The organism is Priestia sp. 3CA3 (assembly GCF_056836725.1).
On record NZ_JBXENJ010000002.1, the window covers coordinates 55,965 to 72,077 of the forward strand.

Annotated in this window: 20 protein-coding genes and 1 other annotated feature; of the genes, 3 read left to right on the forward strand and 17 right to left on the reverse strand. The window is 38.1% G+C overall.

Translation table 11 applies throughout. The features are described 5' to 3' along the window. Positions 1–69 precede the first annotated feature (69 nt). From AC1VNJ_RS05070 to AC1VNJ_RS05130, 13 genes are all read right to left on the reverse strand, one after another. Positions 70–1,299: an MFS transporter gene (locus tag AC1VNJ_RS05070; RefSeq protein WP_482640394.1), complete on the reverse strand. Its 1,230-nt coding sequence runs from the start codon at positions 1,297–1,299 to the stop codon at positions 70–72. Positions 1,300–1,366: 67 nt separating this feature from the next. Next, positions 1,367–1,611 (reverse strand) — a binding site (T-box leader). 42 nt (positions 1,612–1,653) lie between these two features. Beyond that, on the reverse strand, positions 1,654–2,268 hold the full coding sequence (locus tag AC1VNJ_RS05075) for an AmiS/UreI family transporter (protein WP_013057473.1): 615 nt from the start codon (positions 2,266–2,268) through the stop codon (positions 1,654–1,656). Between the two features lie 148 nt (positions 2,269–2,416). Further along, a complete protein-coding gene (locus AC1VNJ_RS05080) occupies positions 2,417–3,598 on the reverse strand; it encodes a NupC/NupG family nucleoside CNT transporter (RefSeq protein WP_028408959.1) in 1,182 nt (393 codons plus the stop codon). A gap of 19 nt (positions 3,599–3,617) precedes the next feature. Continuing rightward, positions 3,618–4,016, reverse strand: a complete 399-nt coding sequence (locus AC1VNJ_RS05085; RefSeq protein WP_013057475.1) for a cytidine deaminase — start codon at positions 4,014–4,016, stop codon at positions 3,618–3,620. Between the two features lie 59 nt (positions 4,017–4,075). Further along, entirely contained in the window at positions 4,076–4,750 is a 675-nt protein-coding gene (deoC, locus tag AC1VNJ_RS05090) for a deoxyribose-phosphate aldolase (protein WP_014459662.1), read from the reverse strand. A gap of 21 nt (positions 4,751–4,771) precedes the next feature. Next, positions 4,772–6,073, reverse strand: a complete 1,302-nt coding sequence (locus AC1VNJ_RS05095; RefSeq protein WP_013057477.1) for a pyrimidine-nucleoside phosphorylase — start codon at positions 6,071–6,073, stop codon at positions 4,772–4,774. Positions 6,074–6,255: 182 nt separating this feature from the next. Continuing rightward, complete coding sequence (locus tag AC1VNJ_RS05100; protein WP_034268798.1) at positions 6,256–6,579, reverse strand: hypothetical protein; 324 nt, start codon at positions 6,577–6,579, stop codon at positions 6,256–6,258. Positions 6,580–6,584: 5 nt separating this feature from the next. Next, positions 6,585–7,535: a sugar-binding transcriptional regulator gene (locus tag AC1VNJ_RS05105; RefSeq protein WP_035335328.1), complete on the reverse strand. Its 951-nt coding sequence runs from the start codon at positions 7,533–7,535 to the stop codon at positions 6,585–6,587. A 132-nt stretch (positions 7,536–7,667) separates the two neighbouring features. Further along, the gene (locus AC1VNJ_RS05110) at positions 7,668–8,642 is read right to left on the reverse strand and encodes an HNH endonuclease (protein ID WP_482640395.1); all 975 of its coding nucleotides are present in this window, start codon (positions 8,640–8,642) and stop codon (positions 7,668–7,670) included. A 38-nt stretch (positions 8,643–8,680) separates the two neighbouring features. Continuing rightward, positions 8,681–9,007 (reverse strand): pyrophosphohydrolase domain-containing protein, encoded by a 327-nt coding sequence (locus tag AC1VNJ_RS05115; protein WP_482640396.1) that lies wholly within the window; start codon positions 9,005–9,007, stop codon positions 8,681–8,683. A gap of 34 nt (positions 9,008–9,041) precedes the next feature. Beyond that, positions 9,042–9,668 (reverse strand): glycoside hydrolase family 25 protein, encoded by a 627-nt coding sequence (locus AC1VNJ_RS05120; protein ID WP_482640397.1) that lies wholly within the window; start codon positions 9,666–9,668, stop codon positions 9,042–9,044. 243 nt (positions 9,669–9,911) lie between these two features. Then, complete coding sequence (locus AC1VNJ_RS05125) at positions 9,912–10,223, reverse strand: hypothetical protein (protein WP_028412954.1); 312 nt, start codon at positions 10,221–10,223, stop codon at positions 9,912–9,914. A gap of 306 nt (positions 10,224–10,529) precedes the next feature. Further along, positions 10,530–10,718, reverse strand: coding sequence for a hypothetical protein (locus tag AC1VNJ_RS05130; RefSeq protein ID WP_016764545.1), 189 nt, complete (start codon positions 10,716–10,718; stop codon positions 10,530–10,532). A 466-nt stretch (positions 10,719–11,184) separates the two neighbouring features. On the opposite strand from AC1VNJ_RS05130, the gene plsY reads away from it, so the two are divergent. Beyond that, positions 11,185–11,772, forward strand: coding sequence for a glycerol-3-phosphate 1-O-acyltransferase PlsY (plsY, locus tag AC1VNJ_RS05135; RefSeq protein WP_328173542.1), 588 nt, complete (start codon positions 11,185–11,187; stop codon positions 11,770–11,772). Between the two features lie 172 nt (positions 11,773–11,944). On the opposite strand, the gene AC1VNJ_RS05140 is transcribed toward plsY, so the two are convergent. Together AC1VNJ_RS05140 and AC1VNJ_RS05145 are read right to left on the reverse strand one after the other, a co-directional pair. Beyond that, entirely contained in the window at positions 11,945–12,622 is a 678-nt protein-coding gene (locus AC1VNJ_RS05140) for a DUF1129 family protein (protein WP_014459654.1), read from the reverse strand. Further along, positions 12,612–12,950: a PadR family transcriptional regulator gene (locus AC1VNJ_RS05145; RefSeq protein WP_482640398.1), complete on the reverse strand. Its 339-nt coding sequence runs from the start codon at positions 12,948–12,950 to the stop codon at positions 12,612–12,614. Before AC1VNJ_RS05145 ends, AC1VNJ_RS05140 begins: the two co-directional genes overlap by 11 nt. Positions 12,951–13,201: 251 nt before the next feature. Here AC1VNJ_RS05145 and htpX point away from each other — a divergent pair, with 251 nt between their 5' ends. Beyond that, positions 13,202–14,074, forward strand: coding sequence for a protease HtpX (gene htpX, locus AC1VNJ_RS05150; RefSeq protein WP_014459652.1), 873 nt, complete (start codon positions 13,202–13,204; stop codon positions 14,072–14,074). A 41-nt stretch (positions 14,075–14,115) separates the two neighbouring features. On the opposite strand, the gene AC1VNJ_RS05155 is transcribed toward htpX, so the two are convergent. Then, positions 14,116–15,102 (reverse strand): MBL fold metallo-hydrolase, encoded by a 987-nt coding sequence (locus AC1VNJ_RS05155; RefSeq protein WP_482640399.1) that lies wholly within the window; start codon positions 15,100–15,102, stop codon positions 14,116–14,118. 308 nt (positions 15,103–15,410) lie between these two features. Here AC1VNJ_RS05155 and AC1VNJ_RS05160 point away from each other — a divergent pair, with 308 nt between their 5' ends. Then, positions 15,411–15,734: a YnfA family protein gene (locus AC1VNJ_RS05160; RefSeq protein ID WP_014459650.1), complete on the forward strand. Its 324-nt coding sequence runs from the start codon at positions 15,411–15,413 to the stop codon at positions 15,732–15,734. A 63-nt stretch (positions 15,735–15,797) separates the two neighbouring features. On the opposite strand, the gene AC1VNJ_RS05165 is transcribed toward AC1VNJ_RS05160, so the two are convergent. Further along, positions 15,798–15,998, reverse strand: coding sequence for a hypothetical protein (locus AC1VNJ_RS05165; RefSeq protein ID WP_081213998.1), 201 nt, complete (start codon positions 15,996–15,998; stop codon positions 15,798–15,800). Positions 15,999–16,113: the final 115 nt, after the last annotated feature.

A 16,113-nucleotide genomic window follows, 5' to 3' on the forward strand; every position in this document is an offset into this window, starting at 1 on the left:
TCACCCTTTATTCTGTATTCATTTCTTTTTATCGGCTTCTTAGCTTATTTGTCCATTAGTACCTATGCGTTAGATTCCTTGTTTTTTGACTAAACTTATTTTATAAAACGCCGGCTTTAACGTGCACAAAAACAATACAACCGTACTTAAAAGCATGATCAGGCTTCCACCAATTACAGCTCCTTGAATTGAAACAATGTGTGCAGCCATTCCGAATAGAAAGGTCATCATAATAATTAGCAGTGACTCAAGTAGCCCATAGATACTTCCTACTCTCCCCATCATGTCAACGGGAATGCTGTTTTGATAAAAGGTTTGAAAACCAGCACTTGCAAAAGCTAACGCAAAAGATAAGCTAAAAAATCCCGCTCCCATGGTTTGAAAAGAAGACGAACACGCATACAGCAAATAGCCAAGCGATACTCCTACACTGCCGGCACCTATTAGAAAGTTCGTGGACAGCTTCTTAGCAAACAGTGTATTCACAACTGCGCCAATCATAATACCAGCGCCTGCTACGCTCACTAAAAACCCGTACTCGCTTTCGGACAAATGAATGACTTTTGTTGCAAATGAAACTTCAAGAGAATCAATTGCCGTGGCCATGACCATCAAGAAACTGAATAATACATAAATGGTTATAATGCATCTGTTGGCTCTACTGAAACGAAACACCGCTTTCCAATCTTCTCGAATGGTGTTTACAGAGAGTTTATTTTCTTTAGTTTTTGTTTTTATATCTAAGTTAGGCATTAATAAAGTAACCATTCCTGACAACACGAGCGCTGCAGCATTGGCATAGATAGCAAACGCGGGCGTTCCAACCATAAATAACGCACCTGCTGCGGCCGGACCAAGAAGAAAGCCTCCTGAGTCAATCAAACTGCGCAGCGAATTAAATCTTTTTCGCTTTTCAGTTGGAATAAGCTTTGTAATATAGACCATCGATACCGGACGAAACATCGAACTTGCCATACTGATGATAAATACCAGCACATAAATGATCAGTATGGATGAGAAGAGCGGAAGGCAAGCAATGACCCCGGCGCGCGTCCAATCTAAAACCATCATAAGCTTCCGTTTGTTCATGCGGTCAATTAAGCTTCCAGACCATATATTTGTACATAGCGCAGCAAGCGGCTTTATCATGTATAGCCCTGAAATCGCAAGCGGCGAATTCGTCATATCAAGCATCATGACATTTAAAGCGATCAAATAAATCCAGTCGCCGATATTGCTAGTGCCAATTCCAAACAGCAATAAACACGGGTATTTCCAAGACAACAGCTTACTTTTCATAAAAGAAAGGCCTCCGCTTCACTATTGATTTTTGTCAATAAAAAAATCCCACCCCCAAGACATGTGTCTTAGGGGCGAGATTATGAATCGCGGTGCCACCCTAGTTTGTTCATATGTCGCCATATAAACCTTGTCGAGTACGGCTTTCGCTTATACTCTAGCTTTGTAACGGAAGCAGCCGTCGCACTATCACGTTAGATCCAATGCGCTGCTCAGAGGCTTGTTTCAACAGCGTTTTTCTTGCTCCTTTTCAGCTTCCGGAGCTCTCTGCTAAGAATACGCGCTGTCTACTTTTCTCTTCACGGCATTTAATTTCTAACATCTTACCATTATTATCTATTTTTTGTAAATACTTTATTTCAAAATCATTTTTTTCGGCTGAGAAAAGAATAGTCGGTATCCTACGTATACAAAATAAATGATGGAAGCTACCAGCACGATTCCCCACATATTGTACATATCTTTATTTCCCCATACGCCCGTTAGCGAAAACAGCGCTGGAATTGTTAAAGTAACCCACGACTGTACAATCGCCACTTTCCCTACATATGCAGATACATCTTTTTTGCTCGTATTAAGCACATAAAATAAAAACCATAAAAACGACCAAAGAATCCATGTAATGGCGTTTACGACGTCATGATAGTGAACAAGAGAAACCGTCACGTACACTAAAGCGATAATCGATACCCAAAGTGAGTAGTAGCCAAGCCCTGTTCCCTGCATTCCCTTTAATACCGTCACGCCTACATATAAATACGTAAGGCCAAATAAAAAGATTGCCGTTCTTTCATACAAAATCCAGTTGCTTTGATCTGACGTAATAATTAAATAAAACGGAACAATAACTTGAAAAGCTCCAACAAATAAGTTAAATACGCCTACGTTTTTTTCATCTGCTTTTCCAAGCAGCATGAGTCCGTTTAAAAATAAAGCTGCACCTGACAGCAACAGTCCAATTTGATCCATTTTTCAGTAAGAAAAGCCCCCAGCTTTTCTTGTCCTCCTCTGTGTCGATGTTTTTCTTTAGGATGCGCGGAGCTATGGTTTACATGTAAAAAAGAAAAAGCAATTCCTTTTGAAAAGGAAACTGCTTTTCTTTCTGTTTCTATTACACTTATAAAATGAAGCTGACAACAATCGCTGACAGTACGCTTACAAGCGTAGCTCCATACAGTAAACGAAGACCAAAGCGCGCTACTGTATTTCCTTGCTTTTCACTTAAGCCTTTAACCGCTCCTGACACGATTCCAATTGATGAGAAGTTAGCAAATGATACTAAGAATACGGATACAATTCCAAGTGTTTTAGCACTGAATGTTGAAGCCATATCTGAAAGACTCATCATTGCCACAAATTCATTTGTTACAAGTTTTGTTGCCATAATTCCGCCCGCTGCTACTACTTCTGAAGCAGGAACACCCATGATGAATGCAAACGGTGCAAACACATAGCCAAGCAGGTGCTGGAACGACAGACCAAACAGCATTTCAAACACGTTATCAATCGCAGCCATCAGCGCAACGAAACCAATCAGCATCGCACCTACGATAATCGCTACTTTAAATCCATCCATAATATATTCGCCAAGCATTTCGAAGAACGTTTGCTTATGACCTGTTTGTACCTCTAAAATATCTTCTTGATCCGTTACTGTGTAAGGGTTAATGATAGAAGAAATAATAAATCCGCCAAATAAGTTAATCACAATTGCTGTTACTACGTATTTTGGTTCAATCATTGTCATATAAGCACCGACAATGGACATTGAAACAGTCGACATAGCTGATGCACAAAGCGTATATAAACGGTTTGGCGGCAGTTTGTCTAATTGCTTTTTAACGGTAATAAATACTTCTGATTGACCTACAATGGCAGAAGCTACTGCGTTATAAGACTCTAATTTTCCCATTCCGTTAATCTTGCTGAGAACTAACCCAATCCATTTCATAATGAAAGGAAGAATTTTAAAGTGCTGTAAAATCCCGATTAAGACAGAGATAAAAACGATTGGAAGCAGCACGTTTAAGAAAAACGGCATTGATCCTTTATTCGCGATTCCGCCAAATACGAACTCTACGCCTTCATTTGCATATGAAAGCAGCTTTCCAAAGACGCTGGCAATCGCATTAATAATAATCAAGCCAAACTTTGTATTAAGAAGTAAAGCTGATAAAAGAACTTGAATCACAACCATAATAACAATTGGTTTATATTTGATTTCTTTACGGTTATTACTTGCAAGATACGCTAATCCAAAGACAACGAGTAACCCTAAGATGCCAATTAAATATTTCATAGTATCCTCCACTGCTTACTTATTTTTGTAAGTCTTTTGATGAAAAATAGCCCGGTAAGATTTCGTTGATGTTGGTAATCACAAAATCTCCTTTTAGGTTTGCTAAGATAATTTGTGTGTGATCATCACAAAACTCAGCTAATACTTGTCTGCATGCGCCGCAAGGAGAAATTGGGCCGTCCGTATCTCCTACAACTGCAATAGCTGAAAACTGCTTGTCCCCTTCTGAAACAGCTTTAAAAATAGCCGTTCGCTCAGCACAGTTCGTCAATCCATAGGAAGCGTTTTCAATATTACATCCACGATAAATCTTCCCATCGGTTGTTAAAAGAGCTGCACCAACATGGAAGTGAGAATACGGTACATGTGCTTGTTTGCTTGCTGCGATTGCTTCATCTATTAATTGTTTTGGCTCCACAGTCATCATCCTTTGCTTAGTTTACAGCAGGTTAGTTAGTACTAACCTGCTGTCATTTATTAATAATCAGAGTTGCTTAATTGACCTTTTGCAATTGATACGCCAGAGCTTGCACCAATACGTGTTGCACCAGCTTCAATCATTGCTTTTGCATCTTCTAAGCCTCGAACGCCGCCAGAAGCTTTTACACCTACATCTGGTCCAACCGTTTTTCTCATAAGCGCTACGTCTTCTACCGTTGCGCCTCCTGTAGAGAAGCCTGTTGACGTTTTAACAAAATCAGCTCCAGCTTTTACAGCTAGCTCAGAAACTTTTGCTTTTTCTTCGTCTGTTAAAAGAGCTGTTTCAATAATTACTTTTACTAGCGCTTTTCCTTTTGCAGCATCCACTACTGCTTGAATGTCGCTTTGCACTAAGTCATAGTTTTTATCTTTTAACGCGCCGATGTTGATTACCATATCTACTTCATCTGCACCGTTTTCGATTGCATTTGTAGTTTCGAATGCTTTTACTGCTGAAGTCGTAGCTCCAAGAGGGAAACCGATTACCGTACACACTTTTACTTCTGGAGCATCTTTTAATAACTCAGCTGCTTTTTTTACCCACGTTGGATTTACGCAAACTGAAGCGAATGAATATTCTTTTGCTTCTTGTGCTAAAACCGTAACTTGCTCTTCTGTTGCATCTGCTTTTAATAATGTATGATCAATAATACCCGTAATGTTTTGACTCATTTTATTCTTCCTCTCTCTTCCTTAATGAATTTCTTTATAAATTAACGTTGGAGCTTCCACTTTTTCAGCGACCGTGCTGTAAGAATCATAAACGATATCCATTACTTCCTGTACATCTTCGCTGTTGCTGTGGATTGTAACAAGAGAGTCGCCTTTTTTCACTGAATCTCCAACTTTTTTATTAAGCATAATACCAACTGCTAAGTCGATTTCAGATTCTTTTGTTGCACGTCCTGCACCTAGCTTCATTGCCGCTACGCCGATTTTTTCTGCAACGATTTCTGAAATGTAGCCATCTTCTTTTGCTGGTACTTCAATTTTGTGCGCTGCATCCGGTAATTTAGACGGATCGTCTGCCACAGAAGCGTCTCCGCCCTGTGCGCTTAAGAATGTTTTAAATGATTCTAATGCTTTTCCGTTTTTAATTACTTCTTGAAGCATTGCACGCGCTTCGTCTAAGCTGCTTGCTTTTTCAGCAAGTACAACCATATGACTTCCTAATGTTAAGCAAAGCTCCGTTAAATCTTCAGGGCCTTCGCCTTTTAACGTGTCGATAGCTTCTTTCACTTCAAGCGCATTACCAACCGCAAAACCTAGAGGCTGGCTCATATCTGAAATGATTGCTTTTGTGTTTCGGCCTACGCCCTTTCCGATTTCAACCATTGCTTTTGCTAATTCTTCAGCGTCTTCAAGCTTCTTCATGAATGCGCCGTTCCCCGTTTTCACGTCCAAGCAAATGGCATCTGCTCCAGCGGCAATTTTCTTACTCATAATTGAGCTTGCAATTAACGGAATCGAATCAACCGTTGCTGTTACATCACGAAGCGCATAAAGTTTTTTATCCGCTGGCGTTAAGTCTCCGCTTTGGCCGATAACGGCAATTTTATTTGTATTTACTAAACGAATGAATTCTTCGTTTGTAATTTCAACATGGAAGCCAGGCACTGCTTCTAGTTTATCAATCGTACCGCCAGTGTGTCCTAAGCCGCGGCCAGACATTTTGGCAACCGGTACATCAACCGCAGCTACTAAAGGTCCTAATACAAGTGTTGTTGTATCACCTACGCCGCCTGTGCTGTGTTTGTCTACTTTAATACCTTCAATTTTTGATAAGTCAATTTGATCGCCTGATTCAACCATTGCTTGCGTTAAATTTACGCGTTCTTCCTGCGTCATTCCTTGAAAGTAAATCGCCATCGCAAATGCCGATAGCTGATAATCAGGTAAATCCCCTTTTGTATAACCTTCGATAATAAAATCGATTTCTGCTTTATTTAATTCATGTCCATTACGTTTTTTTTCAATTAAGTCAACCATTCTCATGACGTTTTCCCCCTAAAAGTATCTGCATATTGTGCATCCACTAAAACGTTTTCAACAACTTACACCCTTACTATATAATAGCTTTGAACAATTGTAAACAGATATATTTACATTTGTTCAAAAATATTTATAGCTGCTGTTTTAGTGAATAAAAAAAGACTTCCGCACTCGGAAGTCTTCCCTTATTTTTCAGCTTTTATCACAAATGACAATACGATTCTGTACTTATTCTTTACCTTTTTATAAGGAATTAATACGTATGGCTGATCAGGCGGCGTAAATCGTTCAATTCCTTTTTGATTAGCATCAGGAGAAAAGTACATTCTTCCCCACCGTTTAATGATATAGCCCGTGGTTCCCTTGGCAATCACTCCGTCTTTTGAAACGTCTGTTTGAAAAGGATACCGGTTTCGCTGTGCCTGCAGAGACGACACAGAATAAGATACAATATCTTCTACTATTTCAATTCGATGAAGCTTTTGCTCTTGAAAAAACAGCGTCTTCATCTCCTTTACTCTTGTTTATCTAATAAAAAGCGCGCCGTGAACTGATCAGTAACGAGTACATTTGCAAATTTCCCTTGCAGCGCTCCGTAAATGCTGTCGATTTTCTGATCCCCGCCAGCTACTAAAATGGCGTACTCTTTCTTCTTAAGTTCGTCCAAATCAAGTCCAAGCGTCCGTTCATCCAGGCTTTCATTGCAAATTTGTCCATCTTTATCAAAAAAACGTGAACAAATGTCTCCTACCGCTCGCGAGGAAATCATCTCTACATCTTGTTCGGAAAAGTAGCCAAGCTGAAAAAGCAGCGAATCGGTTTTAATGGGCCCCGTAGTAAAGACGGCAATATTGGCTTGTTTGCCTAAATCTAAAATGCGCTTAATATGACGATCCGTTTCCATTGCTTTTTTGACTACCACATGATCAACAATCACAGGTAACGGAAGATGCATAGGAGGCGTATTGTATGCCTTTCCAAATAAGTACATAATTTCAGAAGCATATGTGCTCGTTTCCGAATGGCTTACTCCGCCTTTTAACTGCACAACCTGCACGTCATTCACATACTTTTGTTTTAAATCGATGGCCACTTGATAAAGAGTTGTTCCCCACGTCACCCCAATAATATCTCCGTCTTTTACGATGTCATAGAGATAGTCAGCTGCTGCCACGCCTAGATGACTTTTAATAATGTGATTTTCATATTGAGGCACCGGTGTGACGATTGCTTTTTTTAAATTGAATTTTTGTTCAAGTTGAGAAGACAATTTTTCACTATTGATAGATGAATCCACAATTTTAATTTGAACAATGCCTTCTTCTTTTGCTGTCTGCAGCAATCGAGAAACCGTAGGCCTTGATACACCAAGTTTTTTTGCAATTTCACTTTGATTATAATCAAGAATATAATACATCCTTGCCGCTTCAATCACCTTATTAAATTTCTCTTGATCCATCTCCATCGACTTGTTCTCCCTTACCTCATGAATTTCTTATCCCAATTTTACCAAACTTATGTCTTTAGTTTACTTGTTTGGTGAACAAAATTTCAAGAGGGGATTTTGTAACTGAAATGAAAAGAGAAATACTCGGGGTTAAGGAGACCAGTTTTCTACGTATCCATTCATTCCAGCAAACTCATAAAGAGCTTTTAACTTACGCTCCGAATAATAGTCAAAATCATTGTGAACTGCTGTTAATTTAAGATTATCGTTGCGAACAAACATCTTCTCGAGGTATACAATCTTAGCAAGTTTATTGCTCTTTTTTGTGTTGCAGCTTTGACAGCTTAGCACCAAATTCCACATATTATCTGATTGGATATAACTCCATGGAATAAAATGATCTACATGAGTAGCGATGCATTTATCAGAAAGAACTTTCCCACAATAAAAACATTCTTTTGTTTCGTATTTCCAAAGGATGTTATAGAATGCATGCAGCGATTCGCGTTTTGAAATATTCTCCACTTTTAACAAGACATCTTCTAACTTATTTTTGTCATTATGCTTTTCTAAAAATTTCGCCAAATGATAATTGGTTAAATGAGTAACAATTTGTCTATATTTTTGTAAAAAAATATACATACTGCTATTAAACTTTATGTATTCTGTTCTTTTATCAAACTCATAAATGGAACCTTCCATATCTCCGTATAACGCCCCTACTACATACCTTGCCCCCACTTTTTTAGTTCTTTCTACTAACTGCAATTGAAGATTACTTGGTAAACGATCAAATACTACTTTATTGGGGACACCATGCATTAACTGAAATTCCTTTAACTCTTTTTGAATTCCAGCTTGTCTATTGGACGTATTTAATTGATTTAAATCATGATGAATAACCAAATTCCAATATATTTTAGCAAATGAAAAATACACTTGATCAAACGTGAGGACTAACTGATTGTCAACGTTATATAGGTTTTCAATTAAAGCCTTCAGTAAACCGTATTTATAGGTTGTGGTAAAGTGACCATTAGCGAAAAATTGATTAATGACCTTCCAAATTTCTTGTTCTGTTAAATAAGCTTTTTTTATTTCTCCTACTTTTAAATTAAAACTCACCTTCCAACGCTCACTCCCTCCACTATTGGACCACCAAATTACGCTTCTCCTGTTTCCACCAAATAAACCCGATCATCAAACTTCCCGCGCTCCCTGGCCTTCTCCTCACGCACTTTCTCAAGTTGTTCTGGCGTGGCCCCGTGCACAGCTGCTAGCGCCTGCATAACTTCCAGTAAATCCGCGAGCTCTTCAATTGCCTCCTGATGGGTTTGGGCTTCTATGTATTCTTGAAGCTCTTCTTTTGCTTTTTTTATCAGCTCATGTTGATATTCCTCTCGCTGCAGCACGCGTGATTTGAAGGTTTTTCCGCTTTGTTCAATAATCGCAGGAATTTTATCTCGCACTAGCTTGTTATAAGTAGGCATTATTTTTCCCTCCATCTCTTACCTTTCTAGTAAACTAGTATTTTTCAAATTCTGCTTGATTTCCGTTAAACACATTTAAATCAATAAACGTTTCTTCACCTTTATAGCCGCTTAACCGCCCTTTGTCCGTATACTGCCAAAACGTCCATTCTTGCTGTTCTTCAAGAGTTGGCTTTTTTACAACGTCGCGAATCCAAATATCACATCCGGGATATCTGTTTTTAATGTACAAGTCATACGCTTTAGGAGTCGTATAAAGAATAACGCGCTTGTCATAATGAGATTCAAGACGTGTAATCATACTAGAAAGCTCCTTGTATACATGTTTCTGAGACGGAAGGTTTTGTTTTTTGTCTCCGTAAAATTCAACATCAATCACGGGAGGCAGATCGTTATCTTTAAGAGAAACCGTTTTGATAAAATTAGCCGCTTGTGTGGAGCCTTTACTATCGTAACTAAAAAAGTGATAAGCTCCGATCCGCATGTTTTTCCGATTTGCTTGTTCCCAATTTTGTTTAAATAAAGGATCTTGAAATGAACTCCCTTCCGTTGCTTTAATAAAAGCAAACTGAATATCTTGTTTACTCAACACATTCCAAACAATCTCCCCTTGATAAGAAGATACGTCCACACCTTTTACTTCATAGCGGTTGGCACTCATTGCATTTGGAATTACCCAGCCTTTACTCCATAGTAAAAATATAAAGCTTACAAGAGCGACTAATATAACTCCTGCGGCAAGAAATCTTTTGTTCTTTTGATTTGCTTTGTCTATTGTGTTTACCCCCTTTTTTAGAAAATACTTCTAATATTCTAACATAAAAAGGATTTTCCAAAACAAGAGAGCATACAGGTCTTTGTTAATAAATACAAAAAACCACCTAAAAATCAGGCGGCTCTTCTTTTATGCTGCGTCTTCAGACGGCTCGTTATCTTTGGCTGCTTCTATCAGTAAAAAAATAGCCGTTAAAATATGCATGATCATGCCGACAATTGGAATCCACGCGATAGCTGAACAGACAATTCCCATGATATGCCCTGTCCGAACTTTGTTTGTTTTAATCGCAAATACTAAACCTACAATATGCAATGCGAGCATTAGAATAAGCGGCGTGTAGGCTAGACCAATAACCAAGGTCCCGCCTAGAATTGGAATCCCCCAAAGAGCCTCTAATCCTCCGCTGACCCATTTCAATATACGACTTGTTTTTCCCAATGTATCCTCCCCCTTTGTCTTCAATGTATGCACAGAGGTTTTGTTTCTGAACGGTTGTATATGAAAAAAGTGGCAAAAATACGTGTACTAAAAATAAATCGATAGTCCCATATAAAGATACGTTTTTATACGGGACTAGTGTAGTAGTGGAAAATGAATGAGAGGAAAAGGCTTTGTTTTACATGTAATAACGAGGAGCTCTTCGTCGAGAGAATGAAGTAAACATCAACAAAAAAGCTGAACTCAAAATGTAAGCTCGGCTTTTTCTTATATGATAAATAGAAGTATTATAAAATGTTTTTTGTATTAGTGTTCTCGACTCTTCTCAAATTTTTCAACAGCTTCAAAATCAAGTTCGGCTGATATCCAATCGCCTTTTTCCGGGAATTCTAGATTTCGAACGACTATTTTATTCGGCCCTTTTTTTTCTAAAATTTTCGCCTGGCAGTTTTTGTACATAACTACTTCTCGTTCTTTGATATCTGTCCACAACAAGTGCAGAACCCCTTTCAATTTTAAGAAGTTAATATTTCGAAACACTGTTTTACATTTTATTATATTTTTTTGGATTTGTTAATTTTTTTGTCTTGTTTTTCATAAAAAATGATCAAAACGCTTTTTTCCACTACAATATACCCAAAATATCTTTTAACCTTTAAATATTTATGGTATATTTTTAAAATTGTATTACAAGTTTTTTTGTTTTTGCCTTTTCGTTTCTTCTCTTTTCTTCTTTTTACATATTCATAAGAGACATATCAATCTATACTAATACGTATCAAGGCTTAAAAGTTCAAAAATATCTTAACATACTAAAAAGCATTGGGTTGTTCCACTAGAAATCCAATGGAATTTACAAAAACTCCACCGAAAAAACTAGAAGCCTTTAGCCATACAAAAAACTGCTTTTACCGCATTTATATTTTAATGAATACTAACAACACAATTTGAGGTGCCAATAATGAACGTACTAACAAACGCTATAATTATCTTATTAGCTTATTTAATTGGGTCAATTCCTTTTGCTTTAGTGATTGGAAAGGGCTTTTACAAAACCGATGTTCGTAAGCACGGAAGCGGTAACTTAGGAGCTACTAATACCTTTCGCACTTTAGGAAAGAAAGCAGGTATTATAGTATTGATCGGCGATATAGCAAAAGGCTCGCTAGCCGTCTGTTTACCGCTTATGATGAATAGTCACTTGCATATGCTTGTCCCTGGATTTATTGCTATTCTTGGACATAGCTATCCGATTTTTGCAAAGTTTAAAGGAGGAAAATCTGTAGCGACTGCCGCTGGTGTATTCCTTGCATTTTCACCATTAGCTTTCATTCTAGGGATTCTTGCTTTTTTAATTTCTCTCAAAATTTCTAAATACGTATCCTTATCTTCACCTATTGGCGCATTGGTTGCCTTTTTGGCATCACTCTATGTAGGTGATGTTGTACTAATCGTATTTGCAGCCATTATTTTTGTTTTCATTACATGGAAGCATATTAAAAACTTCAAACGAATTAAATTGGGTACAGAGCCTAAGGTACATTTTTAAACGTACTAAGGTTAGTAATCTTTAAATGGTGTTACCAAAAAGGTGTTCATGAGTTGAACACCTTTTTAATTATTTTAGTACGTCTTGTCCCAAGATAGACGTAAATTATGAAATTTCTTTAAACATGCTCTTGATTATAGACTAAACAATACATTTTGCTGCTTCCTATATCTCATTTTGTAATTTGATATTTACTATTTAACCACCTTAAAACGATGAGCGTTAAGGCACCAGCAGCTAAATATAAGAAGCCTCCAACTTCTATTACATAGCCAAAAGGTGGAATAAGCTTTGGTAAAAAAACCATCCCTGCAAGAGAAATAAAAATTAAGACAAAGAGTAGAAAAAAGTCCTTAATCTTATTCGTAATTTTGTAAACAGATTTTTGTATCCATTTTAAAAGCAGAAAAACATCAAGAGAAATAATAGCTGCAACAATAACAAAAGTGACGATTGCCGTTCCGATATAAACAGTCTGGCTGCTATCCTTAACATAATGTACAACAATATTTCCTATCCCGCTTACTATAGCCATCAAGCTTGCAAGCTGTAACAATAAAAAGCTTATAAAAAAAGCAGTGCTTTTTAAGGGTTCTTTAGGTAACTGTTTAATCATTTCATCACAGTACGTCTTAAGGTTTTCTCCAAACACCTCTTCAGCACGCTTCCCTTCCGCTTGTGCGTCAATAAGGTGATCTAAAAGCTCCATCAATAATTCTTCAGCCTGCTGTTCAGAAACTGACACACTTGTTCGAATGTAAACAAGCATATTATCATAGTACTCTTCATTTTCCTTGGTCAGCTCTTTTCGCTTCTTATTATTTAATTTAATTAATTCCTTAGCGTTCATCGTAAAAACTCCTATTCAACAATTTATCTACAGGGTTTTGAATGTTGATCCATTCCTCTTGGATTTCACATAATGCGCTCTCACCAGATGCCGTAAGATGATAGTACTTTCGTTTAGGACCCGAAGGCGATGCTTTCATTTCTCCCTTTATTAATCCCTCCTTTTGAAAACGTAGTAAAATTGGGTAAATCGAACCTTCACTCACATCATTTAATCCATATTGTTGAAGCTTCTGGGATAGCTCATAGCCATAAACCGTTTCTTTTTGAATGATTGATAAGATACACCCTTCTAAAATTCCTTTTAACAATTGACTTCTCAAAGACATATCGATTTCTTCCTTTTCACTATCTTGTTATACAAGATACATTTTTAAAGTAAAGCTACCTTGCAAGACAAGATAGCTTTACATCACTCATAATAACCGATTTATGGTAAGTATTCAACCATTTATTTACTTTTTTTATTAAACCACTTAACATAGTAATCTTTTTAGTAAATTTGAATAAATAAATGAAACCTTTCCTCTCTACTAACCGTATACCTATCATGCACGTATTAGTTAAAGGAGGAAGACTTGTGCTAAAACGAATTTCACTGTTTATTTTCGTTAATATTTTAGTATTAATTACAATCACAACGATTACATCTTTATTAGGTGTTCAAAGCTATATGGGAAGCGGCGGTTACGGCGGCCTGCTGGCATTTAGCGTCATTGCCGGCTTCAGCGGCGCGATTATTTCTCTTATGATGTCACGCTTAATGGCAAAGTGGATGATGGGTGTTCAAGTTATTGATGAACGTTCCCCTCAAGGTGAATACGAGCGATTTGTTTTAGAAGAAACGCACCGACTTGCATCTGTGGCAGGATTAAGAAAAATGCCTCAGGTCGGAATTTATCACTCAGCCGAAGTTAACGCGTTTGCAACGGGGCCAAGTAAAAGACGCTCGCTTGTTGCCGTTTCAAGCGGAATGCTTGAACGAATGGACCGCGATGCGATCAGCGGCGTTATCGCTCACGAAATAGCTCATATTAAAAGCGGTGATATGGTCACAACTACGCTTCTGCAAGGAGTATTAAATACATTCGTTATTTTCTTCTCTCGTTTAGTAGCCAAAGCGGTGTCAAACTTTGTGCGAGAAGAGTTTGCGATGGTTGTTTATTTCCTTACATCGATTGTATTTGAGATTCTCTTTAGTATCTTAAGCAGCCCAATTATCTTCTGGCATTCAAGAAGACGTGAATTCAAAGCCGATGAGCTTGCAGCTAAACTCGGTGGTAAAGAAAAAATGATTTATGCGTTAGAATCGCTTCGTCATACTACTTCATTAGTAGATGACCGCCAAAAATCAATTGCCGCTTTTAAAATTAGCGGCAAAGAAAAATTCTCACGCTTATTCTCTACTCACCCGCCGCTTGAAAAACGCATTGAGCGCTTGCATTCACTATAAGCATAAAAACCAGCTTCTTTATAGAAGCTGGTTTTTTTATGTTATGACTGAGGAGCAAGCACACGTTCAGCTTCCCACAGCAAGACGCCGTCTTTATTTTTTGTTAATTCAACGTATCCTTCTTTCTCTAAATACGTAAGCTGGCCGTACACTTCTGAGAAAATAAAGTCAGGTGCTTTTTGATACATATCCGGGAAAAATGCAGCGCTGACTTCAAGCGTTGTTTTCTTTCCTTCCCCCATCGCTTGTAACACGCGCAGCGCCCATTTATGCTGCTTTTGAATACGTTCCATAATTAAAGAATGAATGTCACTAAGCGGTTCACCATGTCCGCTGTAGATCAAATCAATGTCGTAGTTTAACGTTTTTTCAAGAGACGCCAAGTAGTCCAATAGCGGCGTTGGCTTAGGATTTTGAATGGTTGGCTCTAAATATGGATTTGACGGTACTTTTGGCAAAATATGATCTCCGCCAAACGCGACTTTTTCTTTTCGATTGTAAAACATCAGCTGACTCAAGGAATGTCCCGGCGTTTCAATCACTTCCCAATCACTCGCATGCGGAAGTGTATCTCCTTCTTTCAAATACCCTGCTAGCTTCTGCCCTTTAGGTGAATATACTTGAATTGCAGCCGTTGCTTTACGAAGCCATTCTTCCATTACATCATCACTGACTCCAAACTCCATAAGGAAATTACGATATAGCTCGCTATGCTGCTGAACAAACTCTTCATCTTGATAAATCCAAGGCTCCACAAGCTTATGACCATAAACCGGTATATCACTCGGCATCCATTCTAAAAATCCAGTGTGATCCGGATGCTGATGAGTAAGAATCACTTGTTCAATATCTGTTACTTTATATCCTTCTTTACGAAGCGCCTCTTTAAAAACATTCCACGCTTCTTCGGTTTTCATCCCTGCATCAATTAACGTTAACTTGTCTGCTTTTAATAAAAACACATTCACTGGTCCAATTGGAAATGGCGTAGGCAGCTCAATGCGTATTACTTTATGATCTAAACTCATTTTACCAAACCCCTATATCTGCATTCTTTTTGCTTTTTTATACTGTTAAACGTCTTATTCTTTTAAATAGTCAATTTCCTTCTAACTTCTACTTGTAAAAGTACGCTAAGCAGCAGTCATTACATAGCTCTTTGTACTCGTACAAACATTTTATATAAACTCATACTATTAATAGTTTAGCAGGTTTGAAGACAAATTGATAAAGGAATGCTTTCCAGTGTACTTATTTAAAGCAAACGAATGGTTCATCAAACGAAAAAAGTAAGATAGAATAAAGAGACGAAATGATGATATAAGGAGTATAGGTTATGATTAAAGCGATTTTTCTTTTTATCTTAGCAGGTCTTGCTGAAATTGGCGGAGGCTATTTGATTTGGCAGTGGCTGCGCGAAGGAGCATCAAGCTGGTTAGGACTTCTGGGCGGTATTGCTTTGGTGCTGTACGGCGTCATTGCTACGTGGCAGTCGTTCCCCGACTTTGGACGTGTATATGCAGCTTACGGCGGTATTTTTATTGTTTTAAGCCTGTTTTGGGCATGGTGGGTTGATAAAAAAATGCCCGATACATACGATTGGATTGGCGGACTTGTGTGTCTGATTGGCGTAGCGGTTATGCTTTGGCCAAGAAGTTAAGTAATCACACAGAAAGGAGCGCGCTTTCTCCCTTTTTGTAAGAAGAAGCAAAATAAAAAGAGGCTAGGACATAACGAGTTGAATCCAATCTAAAGACGAACAAATGAGAGACATGAGCTGAACCGCTTGAGACACCGCCGTTGATTTCCGTGCAAGACTTCGCTTTCCGCGGGCGGACGCTGAGCCTCCTCGTCGCTTACGCTCCTGCGGGGTCTCATCTGTTCCGCTTTTCCCGCAGGAGTCTTCGTCTTGCCCTCCAATCAACGGCTAGAAGAATCTAAACAGGTGAAACCTACGTTTACCCTAACAAAAAAACGAACCACTCATCAACATGGTTGATAAATGGTTCGTTTTTCACTTCGTCTAACATACTTTTGTC